Raw genomic sequence first — 17,635 nt, 5'->3', positions numbered from 1 at the left:
TTTAAACGTTTAAATTAATGAAAAAATAAATGATGTGAAACATCACTCCTGTTTCTGTTCCACATCGCTGTGCAATGCTCTCACCGAATCGCGCTCAATCAAGCGGCATTCCGGCATTACAAGCGTCTGCACCTTGTTCCCGTTAATTAATTGGTAGAGCGTTTCAATGGCCTGATATCCCATCTCGTGCAGCGGCAATCCCATTGTTGTAATGCGCGGGCGCAGGTAATCGCTGAATTCCCGGTTATCAAAGCCGATTACCGACAAATCCCCCGGGATGCTGACACCACGCTCATCCGCCGCCTGCAATACACCGACAACCATTACATCGTTCATCGACAGAATGGCTGTTGGAGGCTCCGGCAGCGCAAGCAGCTCGCCTGTCAGGCGATATCCGGATTCCCGCTCCCAATCCCCCATCTTGATCAGCGTAGGATCAAAAGGCAGCTCGAAATCGGTAACCGCTCTGTAGTAGCCCTTCAGCCGCTGTCTGGATGGAATGGAATCCATCAGACCGCTGATAATCCCGATTCGGCTGTGTCCCTTACGGACCAGGTACGACATCGCTTCATAGGAAGCCTGCTCATCATTATATTGGATAGATATATCATCCTGTGTATAACCGTAGGTATATACAATAGGTTTGCCTTCGACATCAATAAGGCCTGTTAAATCACGGGTATGTACACCGATATAAATGATTCCATCCACTTGTTTGCTGAGCAGCTCGGACACGGCGTTGGCGGCATATTTGCGGTAGGCCTCCGTATCGCTGAAGTTGCGGCCAATCCGCTTATCCAGGCGAAGGTTGACAAGCAGGATATGCTGGTCGTTCCGGTCCCCGAAGTCATTGATGCCGTCGATAATTTCAGGTGCATTGAACACGGTCACATCTTCTGCGATTACGCCGATCGTATTCGTGCGGTTGCGTTTGAGACTCTTGGCAATATCATTCGGTTTGTAGTTCAGTTCTTCTATGGCTTCTGTCACCCGCTTGTGCGTTTCGGGACGGACATTACGGGTGCCGTTAAGCACATAGGAGACGGTAGCAATTGAAACATTGGCCTTGAGAGCTATGTCTTTAATGCTGGTTTTCCTCATGGGATTCTCCTGTCTAAGCATCCGAACCATAGTCCATTAGCCGCTTAAACGTTTAGATTTAAAAGTGACACCTAAAACTTACCACATAAAATATTATTCTGCAAGCTCTTACATCGCAAAATTACTATTTTCTCAGAAAAAAATGCTGCCAATCCACGGACAGTGTAGATCAGCCTTTAAGAGTACAGGGAAAAACGCCCGCCAATCCCGCTGAAAAGGATGATTTTCGGGATTAATTGGAATTCCCCCCCTGTGTTTGGCAGCCCTCTCTGTCCGGTCCACTCTTACGTTTATTTACGGCGCGGCTTCATCATCCGGTTATACATCACAAGCGCGGCAATAATCATCCCAATCATGGCGACGCTGCTTGCTGAAGCAGGCGACATGCCAAACAAGAGGCATACACTGTTCACTAATGTTCTTGTAACGAGCGCGACCAAAATCAACATTATTGGACGCCAAATATTATATCTCATCTCCGCAACACTCCCGGTCTATTTTTCAATAAAACCAAATCTCTCACAATTAACCAGCTATCAGTTGTTATTATAGCACAAGTAGGAATGCGCATACATTTTCGCTGCTCCAATCCTATTTTTGACAAGAACACATGTTCGGTATATACTTTTCCCTATGAGGAGGCGTTGACCGTGGATGTTATGGAGAAACTTGAAATTTTGACCGCTTCGGCCAAATATGATGTAGCTTGCACCTCAAGCGGTTCCAGCCGCAAGAGCCAGCCCGGAGGCATGGGCAATGCGGTCAGTATGGGCATCTGCCACAGCTTCGCGGCGGACGGCCGCTGCATCTCGCTGCTGAAGGTACTTATGACCAACGGCTGCATATATGACTGCGCTTACTGCATCAACCGCAAATCGAACCCAACACGCCGGGCCGCATTTACGCCGGAGGAGATCGCGGACCTGACCATGCAATTCTACCGCCGCAATTACATAGAAGGCCTGTTTCTCAGCTCCGGTATTATGCGCAACCCCGATTATACAACCGAGCAGTTGATTGCCGCCCTGGAACTGCTGCGGAATGTCTATCACTTCGGAGGTTATATCCATGTAAAAGCCATTCCCGGCGCAGACGATGTACTGCTGTCCAGGCTCGGCCTGCTCGCCGACCGCATGAGCGTCAACATCGAGCTGCCCTCCAGAGAAAGCCTTGGCCTGCTTGCTCCCGATAAGAGCAAGGATTCCATCCTGAAGCCGATGGCCCTGATCAAGAACAAGATAACCGAGAATTCCTCCGATCTGGTCAAATACAACCACGCTCCCCGTTTTGCCCCTGCCGGACAGAGCACGCAAATGATCGTGGGCGCGACGCCCGACACCGACTACCAGATTATGAACCTCACGGAAGGTTTATACCGCAAGTTCGGCTTGAAGCGCATCTTCTTCTCTGCCTATACCCCCGTGGTAGAGCATTCGCTGCTGCCTTCCCTGGATACCAAACCGCCGCTGCTGCGGGAGCACCGACTGTATCAGGCTGACTGGCTGCTGCGCTTCTACGGCTTTCGGGCCAGCGAGTTACTGGATGAAGCGGCTCCCAACTTCAACCCGCTGCTCGATCCGAAATGCAGTTGGGCCATTAACCACCGGGAGCAGTTCCCGGTTGAGATCAACCGTGCGCCGTATGAAATGCTGCTGCGTGTGCCGGGCATCGGGGTAAGGAGCGCCCAGCGGATTGTGAAGGCGCGCCGTGCCGGGACGCTGGACTTTCACGCTTTGAAGAAGCTAGGCGTCGTGCTCAAACGCGCCCAGTTCTTTATCACCTGCAAGGGGAAGACACTCGAAGGCCTCAAAGTAGGCGAGCATACCCTGCTTCGGTCGCTCATGTCCGGGCAGGAGCTTGCACAGTTTCAACAGCCGCAGTACGAACAGCTCTCCCTGTTCGATGATGCCTATCTGGCAGCTTTGCCGGCAGCAGAAGCAGCCTCCTTGGTGAACGGGGGGCAGGCCTGATGTTTGCAGCATCCCCACTGGCATATACCTATGACGGCAGCTTCGAAGGACTGCTGTGCTGCGTGTTCGAGAGTTATACATGGAAGGAAGCCCCGCTTGCCATTCATTCTGACGGGGATGGGCAAGCGCTGCTGCTGGAATCAAAATGGATTGATACCGACATCACCAAGGCAGACCGGGTGCTGCGCTCCATACCGCTGCGTATCTCTCCCGAAGCAGAGGAACTGGTCCGTCTGGGATTCTGGACATGTGCGCCGGACAAGGAATTGCTGCTGCTGAACTTTCTCTATCTCGGCTTCACGCATGGCCGCAAGGTGATGAACATGCTTGCCAATGATACGGTTGACGCCTTGCTCAAGGCGGTTCAGCAGCTTCAGCGGGAAGCCCACCTTTATCTGGGGTTTGTCCGTTTCTCCGTTTACGGTCCTGTCATGGCGGCGGTCATCGAACCCCGCAGCTTCGTGCTTCCCGTCATTCAGGAGCATTTCTGCGACCGGTTCCAGGGCGAGAGCTTCATGATTTACGACAAGACCCACCGGATGGCGCTGATCCACCAGCCCGGACAGCAAACCATCATCCCCCTTGATGAATGGGTGCCACCGGAGCCTAATGCCGCAGAAGAGCATTATCGCCGCCTGTGGGATGGATTCTATAACGCCATAGGGATTAAGGAGCGCCGCAACGACCGCCTGCGCTCCTCGCTGATGCCTAAGCGATACTGGAAGCACCTGCCGGAAATGAACGGCGGCAGAACAACCGTTGCGGGTACAAAAGCTAAGCTTGAGAGCGGCTCATTTCGACTGGAAAATAGGGTGAAATCCAAGACAGATCTTAACTGAAAAGTGATATGCAACCTCATGAACATACAATCCATTGAAGTCTCCAGCATTTTCAGCGGTCCTAAAAAGAGTTGCCTTTTTCAGAATGATGAGTACAACTCCATTCGACATAATAATAATGGCATGTAATTATTATTTGGTTGTGGTATAGTAAAGGCAGAACAAACGTACAATGCAAAGAGAGCCGTGCGACCAACACGACTCTCCGTTTGCAACAGCCGCTTTTAAGGGCGGCGGCATGGTAATAGGTTTAGGCAGAAATAGACCGTCTCCTTTCACCAGGGCGGTCTATTTCTTTTTGAGGTAATTCAGCAGAGCAATAATGAACATGCCGAACATGAACATCAAAGACAACGCTTGATACACCTCCATGGGCCTCACCTCCCTTCCGGGAGATTAGCCGACCGCCCTTTTAAGCCTTCTATTGCTTCTGCGATTATATCATGATAGCTCTCTCTTGGATAGATTACGAAAAGCTGTCTTCTTGATCCACCAGCAACAAGAACTGCCTATTCTTCCAGCCTCGTTAGCCCCATAACAAGAACCTCCCAATCATCCATCAAAGAAATCCCGAATATATGGTGCTATCCTATTATTGCTCAAAAAGGTGCCCCGGCAGCCATTCTCTCATGACCTTCAGGACACCTCTTCAAGAGGATATCTATTAAGTTAAGCGATGCAGCTTACCTATGCTCTATTTCAAAGCCTTCCATACCCAGTTCTCAACCTCTGGCAAATCAATACCTTCTTCACGGATGTAGTGATTGTGTTTCTTCACCATAGCATCCATTTCATCCGCGATAGCCTTGTGCTTGTCGGCATCCGGCAGGCTCAGTACGACTTCCTTCGTCAGGTCGAAACGGTCCATCTGATTCAGTACACGCATATCAAACGGTGTGGTGATGTCGCCGTTCTCACGGTAGCCATGCACATGCAGATTATGATTGTGGCGGTCAAAGAACAGGTCTTTGATCAGACCCTCATAGCCATGGAATGCGAAAATAACTGGTTTATCTTTTGTGAAAAATTGATCAAACTCTTCGTCAGACAATCCGCGAGGGTCCAGCTTCTGGCTTCTCAGCTTCAGGAGATCAACCACGTTGATGTAACGGATCTTCAGGTTAGGCAATTTTTCATGAAGAATAGAGATGGCTGCCAAGCTCTCCATAGTAGGCTCCGTACCGGACGAAGCAATAACTACATCAGGCTCTCCACCCTTATCGGTGCTTGCCCAGTCAATGATCTTCAGACCTTTATCCACCAGCTCTTGCGCTTCATCAGCCGAGAACCATTGCGGACGCGGATGCTTGGACGACACAATCAGGTTGATCTTTTGACGGTCATTCAAGATTTTGTCAAAAACAGCAAGCAGGGAGTTGGCATCAGCCGGCAGGTATTCACGGATAAATTCCGGCTTCTTGTCAGCCAAGTGACCGAGCAAGCCCGGATCTTGGTGAGTGTAGCCATTATGGTCCTGCTGGAACACTGTTGATGTTGCAATGACGTTCAAGGACGGGATATCTGCACGCCAGCTTTGATCTGTTGCTTTGCGCAGCCATTTGAAGTGCTGAGTGATCATCGAATCTACCACCCGCAGGAACGCTTCATAGCTTGCAAAGAAACCATGACGGCCTGTTAGTACATAACCTTCCAGGAATCCTTCCGCTTGATGCTCAGATAACTGCGAATCAATAACCCGGCCATAAGGAGCGAGGAATTCATCGTGTGGTTCCTTGATTTCATCCATCCATTGGCGTTTGGTCACTTCAAACACAGGACCCAGGCGGTTCGACATTGTTTCATCCGGTCCAAAAATTCTGAAGTTGCGGTTGTCTTCATTAAGCGTTACAACCTCTTTCAGATATTTGCCCAGTACAGCCATATCTTGTGCAATCACTTGACCTGGAACGGAGTTATCCAGCGTATAGTTGCGGAAATTCGGCTTGTGCAGGTCTTTAATCAGATTGCCGGCGTTGGTCACTGGATTCATGCCCATACGTCTGTCGCCTGTAGGCAGGATTTCAGCCAGATCAGCGTTCAAACGGCCGTTCTCATCGAACAATTCCTCAGGTCTGTAGCTGTTCAGCCATTCAAGCAATGCTGGTGCGTTCTTCATATTTTTCTGATCTACTGGAATCGGAACCTGGTGAGCACGGAATGAGCCTTCGTTCGGCACTTTATCCCATTCTTTAGGACCGGTCCAGCCTTTAGGAGAACGGAAAACAAGCATTGGCCATAATGGACGGGTAGCATCATTATTTTCACGCGCATTCTTCTGAATGGCTGCAATCTTCTCGACGATGGCATCCAGAGCCTTCGCCATTTCCGGATGCATGAAATCAGGGTTTTCGCCTTCAACAAAGAACGGTTCCCAGCCCATGCCTGTAAAGTACGCGGTTAACTCTTCTCTCGACTTACGGGACAGGATTGTTGGGTTGCTGATCTTGAAGCCGTTCAAATGCAGAATTGGCAGTACCGCACCATCCGTAATTGGATTGATGAACCGGTTAGAGAACCAGGAAGCAGCTAGTGGTCCGGTTTCAGCTTCACCATCACCCACGACAACTGCCGAGATCAGATCCGGATTATCCAAAATCGCACCAACGCTGTGTGACAGGGAGTAACCGAGCTCTCCACCTTCATGGATAGATCCTGGAGTTTCAGGAGCAGCATGGGACGCTACACCGCCAGGGAAGGAGAATTGCTTGAACAATTTTTTCAGACCAGGGATATCCTGAGTGATTTCCGGGTAAATCTCAGTGTAGCTTCCATCAAGATACGAGTTCGATACCATAACCTGACCACCGTGGCCTGGACCTTCAATATAGAACATATTCAAATCATATTTGGTAATGACGCGGTTCAGATGCGCATAAATAAAGTTCTGGCCGGGAATCGTGCCCCAGTGTCCAATCGGTTTTACTTTAACATCTGCATCCTTCAAAGGTTCACGTAACAACGGGTTATCCTTCAAATAAAGCTGTCCCACGGATATGTAGTTCGTTGCGCGCCAATATGCGTCGAGCTTTGCTAGGTACGTTTTAGATGAGTAATCCACCGGTGCAGTTGACAATCCCATTTCAATCCACTCCCTGATCATTTTCTTTAATTTCTGAACCTAATTAATTCTACAAGTACATCATACCTCTGTGCGTACAAAATTCAATCTTTTTGACAATTGATACGGTCCAATTTTGTGAAATTTTGAACATAGTATGAAAATCACTGCATATCCTCTGTAAAAAAGATTCTTTTTTTATAAAAATGTAAATATATACTATATCATTTCAAGGTTAGCGTGAGCATTTTCAGCGAGTCATTATCCTCTCAAAAACAAAAAAAGACCGGGGAAAAATCCCCAGCCTTATCGTTAGATCATCAATGCACAGAAACAAATGTATTAAATTTGAGATACTTGTAGTGGAACCGCATATGCGAGAATTCGAAAGGCGTACCATTATCCAAAAAGAAAATCCCTTCCATTATACCAACAGGCTCATTCTCCTGCAGATGCAGCAGCTCCTGATCATTGGCCCCCGAAGGCTCGGCAAAAATAGATAAAAAGGACTTGGTCACCGCCAGATTACGCGACTCCTCCAAATAATGAAAGATCGAACCTTCGATAATCGTCTGGTCCAGATTTTGCACGATTTTAATCGGAATATAGCCGGTCTCAATCATAAAGGGCTCATCATCGAACAAGCGCAGGCGCACGATTTTGTATACAAAGTCATGGGGCTGTAAGAACAAATCCCGCTGCAGCTCTTCCGTAGGCCGGATGACCTCGAAATTCAGCACTTTGACCTTGGGCTTTTTGCCATCCATCTGGAAATTGTCGGTAACCCCCAGATTAGAACCTTCGTAGTTGAAGATGGATTCATTCTTTATGTATAACGGGTTTATAAAGGTTCCCGAACCGCGTTTCTTGAAGATAATTCCGTAGTTCTCCATCTTGGTCAGCGCCCGCTTGATCGTACTGCGGCTAACTTCATAGGTTTCACTAAGACTGCGCTCATCCGGCAATCTCATATCCGCGAACCGCCCCGCAAAAATCTTCATTTTGAGGTCATCAATAATTTGCTTATAGACAAACTGTGTCATGGGGTACTCCTTTATCAGGTCGGGCTTTAAATTTCAATATTAAATATATCATATTCGTGAGAGGGATTACACAGGGATGCTCATTTTAACAAAGAAGCGGTAATGAAGCATGCCGTTATGGACGGAGAGCCTGGAAAGCAGGCAAACTAGGGAATGTAGGACGACCATCACTTTCCCATAGGGAGTTCAGTCCCTTTTTTCCAAATTAAAATCGGATTGTCCAGAGGACCGTAATAAATGGCCGTAATCTCCACGTCTTTGCCTTGCGTCCTTTGATTGGCCCTTACATTAACAGGATCAACATATACCTCTCCATTCGCAAGACTGATCTCTGCATATTTCTTCGATTTGATGAGGGGACGGACGGGGGTCATATAAAAGCTTCCATCATCATGAACTGTGTGAATCACCCGATTGACTCTGTAGCCATCGTTGATTTGAACACGAAATGCGATTTCGCCGTTTGCTCTAGTTCTTATATCAGTGATTTTTATATGATCGGCAGGAACAGGGATGATGTCCCAGCGGAAAAGGCCCAAATAACCAAGCACCAATATCCCAGATACAGAAACAGCCACAATTAATCCTTTCACAAACGCTGCCGATTGGGCACGGTTCCATATCACTTTAATCCTTTGCAGTCCGCTTCCCTCCAGTTTATTCTGCTCCATAGCTTGAACGGGCAAGCTGAGGCTTGATTTGATCTGGTCCAGAGAAAATCGGCAGTGTTCACACTCCATGAGATGCTCCTCCACCAGTTCCTTAGTGGCCGCGCTGCATACACCGTCGTAGTACAGAGGCAGTAAGTCTTGAATGACATCGCATGAAATTCGGGTCATTATTCATCCTCCAGTAAAAGATTCTGTAGTTTCAGCCTGGCCCGGTGATAGGTCACCCTTGCCCAGCTTTCGGTTCGGCCAAAAATCTGGCTGATGTGATCAAAAGACAGCTCCCCAAATACCCTGAGCATAAATACTTCCTTATATGGCTCGTCCAATGCGTGCAGAACCTTATGAACATTCAGAGCTTCGGTCTTGTCGATGAGTTTTTGCTCCAGATTATATCCATTGGCCTCCTCCCGTTCATGGACCGAAACGAACCGCTGCCGCTTGTTAATATAGGAGAAGTAGGTATTCTTCGCAATCTGACATAGCCAGACGCTGATTTTACTGTCTCCCCTGAACTGTTCAATTTGCTGCAGCGCCTTAAAGAAGGTTTCCTGCGTAATTTCCTCAGCAATCTGCTCATCCCGGCTTAACGACAGCACAAATACATAAACATCACGGAAATAGTGATCGTAAACTTCCTTTAATTCGTCTGATCCCCCCAAAGATTCACCACCTTACATCTATAAGACTAGCTAAATGAAGAAACGTTACAGCTAAATTCAAAAAAGGAGCCTAATCCCTCTCTAGGCTTATCCATATTTTAACTTTATTGGACTAACAAACAATCAAATATACAAATTATTAATATGATACATGGAGGTTCCAGCAACCCCGTCCCTATTTTAGTTCTAGTATTCTATGACTTTAGTAAAGGAGGCATTAACTTAATGGCAGTATTATCAACCGGACCTATTGAGAATAGCCCTGTTGGCGGGATCAGATTGATCCAGCAGGTTACCGTTAAAGTCATTAATCGGGATCCAGTTAATTCTTCAATTATTTTAATTCAAGGCTACTTTTTAAACGCTTCAAGAAACTTGTATGTATTGGAGGAATTTACTGTAGCCCCTAGTGCAGTTATTACAAAAAATTATGGAACAGATTTCAATGCATATGAATTTGTTTTTACCACAAGCGGTCCTGCTGAAGAAAATACTGATATTTCGGTTTGGGGAAAAAACGGGAGCGGGGCAATCCTTAGCGTCCAGCGTATTGTTGCAAATGAGCAGCTAGAGTCTTAAAACTCAACATATGTGCAGAGACAAATCCATAATCTTCTCACATGGTTGAGACATAGACTAAAGGGGACTGAATCTTGAGAAAAAGGAGGGAATATCTTAATGGCAGTATTATCAACCGGACCAATTGCAAATGATCCTGTTAGTGGAGTCAGACCCACCCAAACGGTCACCATCAAAATTGATAACCGCGATTCTGTAAATTCTTCTACTGTTCTGATCGAGGGTTACAATTTAACCAGCAACAGGGCTTTATATGTACAAGAATTAGTAATGGTTGGAGCAAATGCGGTTTTGACCAGGAACTATTTTGCAAATTTAAATGCATTTGAATTTGTGTTCACCACAAGCGGACCAGCAGAGGATCAAACTCAAATTTCTGTTTGGGGTAAAGATGCATTGGGGCAATTGGTGCCTGCTCATCGATTAGTATCTGAAGAACTTTTAGGAGCATATTATGGAGGCATTCAAGGACCTCAAGGACCTCAGGGTCAAGGACCTCAGGGCATTCAAGGACCTCAAGGTGTTCAGGGACCTCAAGGCGTTCTAGGACCTCAAGGCATTCTAGGACCCCAGGGTCAAGGACCTCAGGGCGTTCAAGGACCTCAAGGCGTTCAAGGGCCTCTGGGCGTTCAAGGACCTCAGGGTCAAGGACCTCAAGGCGTTCAAGGACCTCAAGGCGTTCAAGGGCCTCTGGGCGTTCAAGGACCTCAGGGTCAAGGACCTCAAGGCGTTCAAGGACCTCAAGGCGTTCAAGGACCTCAAGGCGTTCAAGGGCCTCAAGGCGTTCAAGGACCTCAAGGCGAACAAGGATCTCAGGGCGTTCAAGGACCTCTGGGCGTTCAAGGACCTCAAGGCGTTCAAGGACCTCAGGGCGTTCAAGGACCTCAAGGCGAACAAGGACCTCAGGGCGTTCAAGGACCCCAAGGGGTTCAAGGACCTCAAGGCGACCAAGGACCTCTGGGCGTTCAAGGACCTCAAGGTGTTCAAGGACCTCAGGGTGACCAAGGACCTCTGGGCGTTCAAGGACCTCAAGGCGACCAAGGACCTCTGGGCGTTCAAGGACCTCAAGGCGACCAAGGACCTCAAGGCGTTCAAGGACCTCAAGGCGACCAAGGACCTCAAGGTGTTCAAGGACCTCAAGGCGTTCAGGGACCTCAAGGCGACCAAGGACCTCAAGGCGTTCAAGGACCTCAGGGCGTTCAAGGACCTCAAGGCGTTCAAGGACCTCAAGGCGACCAAGGACCTCAGGGCGTTCAAGGACCTCAAGGCGACCAAGGACCTCAGGGCGTTCAAGGACCTCAAGGCGACCAAGGACCTCAAGGCGTTCAAGGACCTCAGGGTGACCAAGGACCTCAGGGCGTTCAAGGACCTCAAGGTGTTCAAGGGCCTCAGGGCGACCAAGGGCCTCAGGGTGACCAAGGACCTCAAGGCGTTCAAGGGCCTCAAGGCGTTCAAGGACCTCAGGGTGACCAAGGACCTCAAGGTGTTCAAGGACCTCAAGGCGACCAAGGACCTCAAGGCGACCAAGGACCTCAAGGCGTTCAAGGACCTCAGGGCGTTCAAGGACCTCAGGGCGTTCAAGGACCTCAAGGTGTTCAAGGACCTCAAGGCGTTCAAGGACCTCAAGGTGTTCAAGGACCTCAAGGTGTTCAAGGACCTCAGGGCGACCAAGGGCCTCAGGGCGACCAAGGACCTGAAGGCACTGTACAACCTTAAGATTAAGGCATATATATGTTCAAATGACTCAAAGGTTATTTATAACCTTTGGGTCTTTTTTTGTCGCATGAACGCTCTGAAAATAAAAAACCTGTGTCGAAGCCCCTTAGAAATAACCCAGGAGCTTCCACACAGGTACTTAGAAATCCGATTTACGGCATTACAACCACCTTTTCTTTACAGGATGCAATAAATTTTGCATATTCAATACAGGTTTCTAATGAATCATTGGGCTCCATTGGCCACCATCGTATTGCGCCCATAGGAGCCACGGAGGCGTAAGCTTCAATTACTGCGGGAATACGGCCTACGACCACAATTTCCATGTCACTAAAGTTATTTTCAATTCCCTTTTGCAGACTCTTTAATAATTGGGTATTCTCTTGTTCAGGACAGGAGTAGGAGATGGGGAACAATATCGACACTCTGGAAGCATCCTCTTGAATAACGTGAGCAGATTTCCGGGCAGGATCATTTACAGGAGTCTCCCATATACGGCTATAAGGCAATTGCTCCGGTAAACCAAGCTCCTTCAATCTCAAATAAATTCTTTGATGATAGCATCTGTTTAGTTCTCTTACAAGAATCTGAATCTGCTTGTTTCTTAGGAATGTGGTATTGTTTCCATTTTCATTACGGTATTGGATATATAGCAAATCAGGAATAGCTGCAATTTTAGTACAAAGAAATGTCCGAACCAGCATATCATAATCATCTGCTACCAGCAGTTCATCACGATGGCCGCCTATCAGATGATAACAGTCCCTCGTCCACGCACGCGGATGATTGGGCAATCCGACCAAATGACGAATGGTTTTCTCATTAATAGTTGTATGTTTTTGTGCATTTTGCCATCTGTTCATTTGATGCAGCCATACCCGGTAATGAATGCTGTAACCAAAACCACAATCCCAACCATACCAGTGAGCATTATTGCTTCCCACATACACCTCAGTACAGTCCCCATAAACAAAGCCACAGTCCGGGTTTTGCTGAAATGCCTTGACGATTTTCTCCAGGCAGTCAGGAGTTAACTCATCATCGTGATCGACCTCTACTAGAATTTCCCCAGTACATAGCCCTGCTGCATACCTTTTAATTGCCCCTATATAACCATTGCGGGAATCCTGGCGATATCTCCGTACACGGTGGTCATCCAGCGGGAGTAAATATTGCTTGTATGTCTCATCTTCATCACCAGAATCATCAACAATTACCCATTCCCAATTCTTGTAGGTCTGCCTCAATAAGGATTGATAAGGCCGCTGTATTTTTTCTGCTGATCTGTAACTGGCAGTGAACACCGATATTAAAGGAGTGTTTGAAGAAAACTGAGTTGGAGGAACAGGCCTGTTCTCCGGAAGCGGGTCCGTTGCTTTGAGCCAGCAGAACAATAAATTAATAGGCTGGATTTCATTTGGTGATTGAAAGTGTACCCAGCGCTTTTTTTCGTGAGCAGGCAGCGATATAAGGGTTGGAAATTCTTCCCACTCCTCTCCCAAAGAAACATAAACCCGAGGCTCCGGGCGGCTATTGTCTGGTATTGGATTACCCGGTTCATACAGCTTCACTGTGATGTGGCTTTCTTCCAACCGGTCTATCAATTCTTTTAAATCTTCCTTTAAAATATTGCCCGATACAAATAGATGAGTGGTCAGTAATGGAATGAAATTTGGCGACATGATCATTCTCCTTTACTTGTTCCGTAATAAATTTTCTCCATTTTCTTATCAACATTTTATTTCCCAGTAGTATATATATGTATGTGTTGTATGTATTCGCGTGATTAGAAAGGTGGAGTAACTTGGATTACCCATTAGTAAGCATAGTTATACCTGCATATAACCGCCCTCATACACTAAAAATCGCCATCGACAGCGCATTGGAGCAAACGTACCCGAATATTGAAATCATCATCTGTGATGACAGCACAACTAATGAAGTACAGGAAATGATTGATCCTTATTTACATTCGTTTCCCCACATCCAATATCATAAAAATGAGAAGAATCTTTTTCTTGAAAATTGGCACAAATGTTTCGACTTAGCCTCAGGGGAATTTATCAATTACTTGATGGATGATGACATATTTCACAAAGAAAAAATAGAAAAGATGATCTACTTTTTTCAAAATTTCGAGAACATCACACTTGTTACCTCTTATCGCCAAACCATAAATGAAGCAGGGGCTTTCATCCCACCGTTCTATGCAACGAAAAAGCTGTACGAAGAAACAAGAATCATGGACGGAAAAGCGCTTGCAAACATTGCATTAACCCGGTGTTTAAATGTGATTGGTGAACCGACGACAGTGTTGTTTAAAAAAACAGATCTTACGGATCGGTTTGGCATATATAAAGGGAAACAATACTCTCTTCTTAATGATTTAGCTGCCTGGCTGACTTTGCTATCCAAAGGAAAAGCCGTTTATATTCCTGAAGCACTAAGCTATTTCCGAATCCATCCTAATCAAAATAATCAAACACTTGGGCAAAATGCTTTCACTCAATGGTTAGATATTATGATTGACTCAAGAGATGACGGATTTCTTGAATCCGATGATTTGTTTAAAAACGCAATCCATTCCTATCACGAACGCATAAAGGGACATGAGCATTTTGCTGCAGATATCAAGCGAATTGAAATGATGCTAAGAACGTTAGACTGAACATCCGAGCCTTATTAATCACATGTGGAGAAGGAGGCTAGATCGTGTTTGACATTCCCTTCTTGCGACCTCATTTGGTGAGAAAAGAACACTTTATCTCCTATTTCGAGAAAATAGAAGCGACCCGGATTTACTCCAATTATGGTCCCCTAAATAACCTGTTCGAAGAGCGCGTCATTAACCAAATATTTGATGGAACCGGCTCAGCAGTAACCGTTCATAACGCTACCGTCGGTCTCATGCTGGCGATTTCTCAAAGCAAGCGTCCCAAAGGCAAATATGCGGTTATGCCAAGCTTTACTTTTGCGGCCACCCCGCTTGCTGCTGAGTGGTGCGGACTGGAGCCGTACTTCCTTGACATTGAACCAGAGACCTGGCAAATGAATCGTGAGCAATTGGAACATACAGTAAAGCTGCTGGGGGATGATATTGCGGTAATCGTTCCTTATGCCACCTTCGGCACCGCAATTGATTTATCCATATACAATTCACTGCTGCAGCAAGGAATTCCGGTAGTCATCGACGCCGCTGCCAGTTTTGGAACGATAACCGCGGAAGCAGCCACACATTTTGGCAAAGGCTTTGGAGGAGCCGTAGTGTTCAGCTTTCATGCCACCAAATCTTTTGGTATTGGAGAGGGCGGACTGGTCTATAGTGCGGATCAGGAGCTCATCAAGCGAATTCGTCAGGCAGGGAATTTTGGTTTCTCAAGCAGCAGGGAGTCTGTCCTGCAAGGTCTGAACAGTAAGATCCCCGAATATACCGCCGCTATCGCCTTAGCCACTCTTGATCAATTCAAGGCTGTACAGGAGAACAGAAAGACTATCTACGAATACTATCTTACAGCACTGCTCCAAGCAGGTTTATTAAAACAAGGATGGTCGACACAAAAACTGCAAGGATCGGTTGTTCATCAATTTATATCTATCCTCAGTTCAGCTTCTCACAGCAATCGGGAAGTTATTGAGTTATTAGCCTCTAATTCCATTGAAGCCAGAACCTACTTTTCCCCGGCATGCCATCAGCAGAAGCAGTTTCAGCGTTATCCCCATGCTACTCTTCATGTTACCGAATATATTGCAGAGCATATTGTCAGCTTACCCTTGTGGGAGGAGCTCGATGAGCTTACCGTTGAGCGGATTGTGAAGGTTCTAGGGAGCTTGGGAAGAGAAAAAACCAAATGAGAAAAATCGTTATTTGGGGATCGGGCGGACACGCCAGAGAGATTAACTGGTTATGTGAAGAGCTGGGAGTTCAAGTGGCAGGTTTTTTAGACGAACGGCCGGAGATGAAAGGTCAGGTTGTAGATGGCGTTCCCGTACTGGGAATTTTGACTGATATTGTAGCGTTAAAAAATGAGGTTGAGCTCATATGCTCAGGGGTAGGCGACCCGGCATTAAAGAAGCGATTCACTTATAATGCCATCCAGTCAGGATTTCATATTGCCTCCCCGCTAATACACCCCCATGTTCGTTTCTCGCAAAGAAATGTCATTGGGGAGGGAAGCATGATCTTTGAGGGGGCCATCCTGTCTGACAACATAAAGATCGGAGATCATGTAATCATCAATCGGAGTGTCAGCATCAGTCATGATGCGGTTATTGGTAATTATGTGACCATAGCCCCTGGTGTGAATCTGGCAGGCAATGTAACTATTGATGACGGAGCCTATATTGGCATCGGCGCTTCGGTGCGGGAGAAACGTCACATCGGTTGCTGGTCTATAGTCGGCGGGGGAGCCTTTGTTAAAGAAGATGTACCCGACTTCACCCTGGCTGCCGGTGTTCCTGCAGTCGTTAAAAAACGTTTTTGACGTTCTCTGAACATTTATTGGTATTTCCCCTTCCTGCTCATCCTCAGAATTACACTGGACACTCCCTCCAAGCCTAATTCGAGCCATATAGGGCATCTGACTAGACCAGGCTAAAGTCCCTGAATATATTGTTATTATTTATCCGCTTCAAGGGCTTTCACAAAATGGTGGGGGGAGATCACACTGGGTATCCGTTACAGCATCATCATTCCAACCTATAATCGACACCAGCAGCTGTTGCTCACACTCGCTTCATTTGAAACACAGACCTATCCGAAGCAGCATTTTGAAGTGATTGTGGCTGATGATGGCTCTACAGATGGAACGAAGGAAATGGTCGGAGGCTTCCAAGCTTCCTATCAGCTTAATTATGTATCCCATCCGGAACAACGCGGCCGATCTGCTATTAGAAATTTGGGGCTGCAGCATGCGAAAGGGCTATATATCATTTTCTGCGATGCTGACTTTTTGGTGTTGCCTGAATTCATCAGCACTGTGCGCCGCTATCACCGTAAATATCCCAAAGCCGTACTTTCTGGTATCCCCCATTCGTGGGACGATGCTTATACCCATTACTACCCTGACTTTTCTCCGGAAGAAAAGGAACAGTTTCGCAATACAGTCTCACCATCCAGCCTGTGGAATCCCGAATTTGAGATAGCAGCTGACATTATCCCGCTAATCACACCGGAAGATATCCTTCATCACACGGAGGCTTTGTCAAAAGTTGTTTTCACCACAAAGGTTCCACCCGATACGAGAAAGCAATTTGCCAAAACGGATATAGCTCCCTGGATGTTGCTCGTCACTCGTTGCGTAGCCATACGGCGCAGCCAGTTGACCCGTATCGGAGGTTTTAATGAACAGTTTGTGCTCTATGGGCTTGAAGACTGGGACCTTGGCTATAGGCTGCATCGGTTGAAAATCCGTTTTCACAGCATCAAGGAGGTTATCGGGTATCACCAGGAGCATCCAACCCACTTGCGGGGAAATGTTTTTAATACTGACAATCTGAGGATCATGTATAAACAATACGGCTTCAATGACTCCTCTTTAAATTTATTCGCCCTCGTACCTCCATCTGAGGATTTAGAGAAATACAAAGAGACGTTGCGCATCTTACGCAGGGGATTCCGCTCTAAGCTAACACGCTCCTCAGCAGTCATGTTGAGAAGAACACTACGGATTGCAGCAAAGAAGTTCTATTATCAAAACAATCCCCTAAAGCGCCAAAAGTCATTACGCAGGATAGAAAAGAAAGCAAGAGGCCGAAAAAGCCAAGTCGCCCATGTTGTACGGGAAATGCTGGTGAAAACTGAACAGCTGGGACAGTGACATTGGCTCTTGTTCAAGGTGCCAGGGAGAATCTTCAAAGCCCTCTTTGTTTGGTTGAACAAAAGAGACACCTTGCGGGGTGTCTTCATTTATTGTCGGAAGGCGAGGCATAACCAGGTTGGGATAGGTCTGGTATTCATAAGTCGCCTTCGCCATCTTGCGATAAGGATTCGCTCGATGTAT

Annotated in this window: 16 protein-coding genes; 8 read left to right on the top strand and 8 right to left on the bottom strand. The window is 46.9% G+C overall.

Annotated features, from left to right (window positions below; genetic code table 11):
* Positions 1–42: 42 nt before the first annotated feature.
* Together AC0LWN_RS23710 and AC0LWN_RS23705 are read right to left on the bottom strand one after the other, a co-directional pair.
* Positions 43–1,101: a LacI family DNA-binding transcriptional regulator gene (locus AC0LWN_RS23710; protein WP_474669703.1), complete on the bottom strand. Its 1,059-nt coding sequence runs from the start codon at positions 1,099–1,101 to the stop codon at positions 43–45.
* A 290-nt stretch (positions 1,102–1,391) separates the two neighbouring features.
* Positions 1,392–1,577, bottom strand: coding sequence for a hypothetical protein (locus AC0LWN_RS23705; RefSeq protein WP_474669702.1), 186 nt, complete (start codon positions 1,575–1,577; stop codon positions 1,392–1,394).
* Positions 1,578–1,760: 183 nt separating this feature from the next.
* Here AC0LWN_RS23705 and AC0LWN_RS23700 point away from each other — a divergent pair, with 183 nt between their 5' ends.
* A complete protein-coding gene (locus AC0LWN_RS23700; RefSeq protein WP_474669831.1) occupies positions 1,761–3,071 on the top strand; it encodes a putative DNA modification/repair radical SAM protein in 1,311 nt (436 codons plus the stop codon).
* Entirely contained in the window at positions 3,071–3,910 is an 840-nt protein-coding gene (locus tag AC0LWN_RS23695; protein WP_474669700.1) for a TIGR03915 family putative DNA repair protein, read from the top strand. Before AC0LWN_RS23700 ends, AC0LWN_RS23695 begins: the two co-directional genes overlap by 1 nt.
* Before the next feature lie 288 nt (positions 3,911–4,198).
* On the opposite strand, the gene AC0LWN_RS23690 is transcribed toward AC0LWN_RS23695, so the two are convergent.
* The 5 genes from AC0LWN_RS23690 to AC0LWN_RS23670 all read right to left on the bottom strand — a co-directional run bounded on the left by AC0LWN_RS23690 (position 4,199) and on the right by AC0LWN_RS23670 (position 9,341).
* Entirely contained in the window at positions 4,199–4,249 is a 51-nt protein-coding gene (locus AC0LWN_RS23690) for a hypothetical protein (RefSeq protein ID WP_229521449.1), read from the bottom strand.
* A 355-nt stretch (positions 4,250–4,604) separates the two neighbouring features.
* Positions 4,605–6,989: a phosphoketolase family protein gene (locus tag AC0LWN_RS23685; protein WP_474669698.1), complete on the bottom strand. Its 2,385-nt coding sequence runs from the start codon at positions 6,987–6,989 to the stop codon at positions 4,605–4,607.
* A gap of 299 nt (positions 6,990–7,288) precedes the next feature.
* A complete protein-coding gene (locus AC0LWN_RS23680) occupies positions 7,289–8,011 on the bottom strand; it encodes a GntR family transcriptional regulator (RefSeq protein WP_474669696.1) in 723 nt (240 codons plus the stop codon).
* A gap of 167 nt (positions 8,012–8,178) precedes the next feature.
* Complete coding sequence (locus tag AC0LWN_RS23675) at positions 8,179–8,850, bottom strand: zf-HC2 domain-containing protein (RefSeq protein WP_474669694.1); 672 nt, start codon at positions 8,848–8,850, stop codon at positions 8,179–8,181.
* A complete protein-coding gene (locus tag AC0LWN_RS23670; protein WP_474669692.1) occupies positions 8,850–9,341 on the bottom strand; it encodes an RNA polymerase sigma factor in 492 nt (163 codons plus the stop codon). Before AC0LWN_RS23670 ends, AC0LWN_RS23675 begins: the two co-directional genes overlap by 1 nt.
* Positions 9,342–9,566: 225 nt before the next feature.
* Here AC0LWN_RS23670 and AC0LWN_RS23665 point away from each other — a divergent pair, with 225 nt between their 5' ends.
* Both AC0LWN_RS23665 and AC0LWN_RS23660 read left to right on the top strand, forming a co-directional pair.
* Positions 9,567–9,920: a hypothetical protein gene (locus tag AC0LWN_RS23665; RefSeq protein ID WP_474669690.1), complete on the top strand. Its 354-nt coding sequence runs from the start codon at positions 9,567–9,569 to the stop codon at positions 9,918–9,920.
* Between the two features lie 979 nt (positions 9,921–10,899).
* Positions 10,900–11,829 carry a hypothetical protein gene (locus tag AC0LWN_RS23660; RefSeq protein ID WP_474669688.1) on the top strand — a complete coding sequence of 310 codons (930 nt, stop codon included), beginning with the start codon at positions 10,900–10,902 and terminating at the stop codon, positions 11,827–11,829.
* On the opposite strand, the gene AC0LWN_RS23655 is transcribed toward AC0LWN_RS23660, so the two are convergent.
* Positions 11,789–13,318 (bottom strand): glycosyltransferase, encoded by a 1,530-nt coding sequence (locus tag AC0LWN_RS23655; RefSeq protein ID WP_474669686.1) that lies wholly within the window; start codon positions 13,316–13,318, stop codon positions 11,789–11,791. The genes AC0LWN_RS23660 and AC0LWN_RS23655 overlap by 41 nt on opposite strands.
* 122 nt (positions 13,319–13,440) lie before the next feature.
* On the opposite strand from AC0LWN_RS23655, the gene AC0LWN_RS23650 reads away from it, so the two are divergent.
* The 4 genes from AC0LWN_RS23650 to AC0LWN_RS23635 all read left to right on the top strand — a co-directional run bounded on the left by AC0LWN_RS23650 (position 13,441) and on the right by AC0LWN_RS23635 (position 17,452).
* Positions 13,441–14,304, top strand: a complete 864-nt coding sequence (locus AC0LWN_RS23650) for a glycosyltransferase family 2 protein (protein ID WP_474669684.1) — start codon at positions 13,441–13,443, stop codon at positions 14,302–14,304.
* Between the two features lie 44 nt (positions 14,305–14,348).
* Positions 14,349–15,488 (top strand): DegT/DnrJ/EryC1/StrS family aminotransferase, encoded by a 1,140-nt coding sequence (locus AC0LWN_RS23645; protein ID WP_474669682.1) that lies wholly within the window; start codon positions 14,349–14,351, stop codon positions 15,486–15,488.
* Positions 15,485–16,117, top strand: coding sequence for an acetyltransferase (locus AC0LWN_RS23640; protein WP_474669680.1), 633 nt, complete (start codon positions 15,485–15,487; stop codon positions 16,115–16,117). The genes AC0LWN_RS23645 and AC0LWN_RS23640 overlap by 4 nt, the downstream gene beginning before the upstream one ends.
* Before the next feature lie 183 nt (positions 16,118–16,300).
* Entirely contained in the window at positions 16,301–17,452 is a 1,152-nt protein-coding gene (locus tag AC0LWN_RS23635) for a glycosyltransferase family 2 protein (RefSeq protein ID WP_474669829.1), read from the top strand.
* The last annotated feature ends 183 nt before the right edge of the window (positions 17,453–17,635 follow it).

Source organism: Paenibacillus sp. sgz302115, from assembly GCF_056120445.1.
This window is presented reverse-complemented; position numbering and strand designations above follow the sequence as displayed.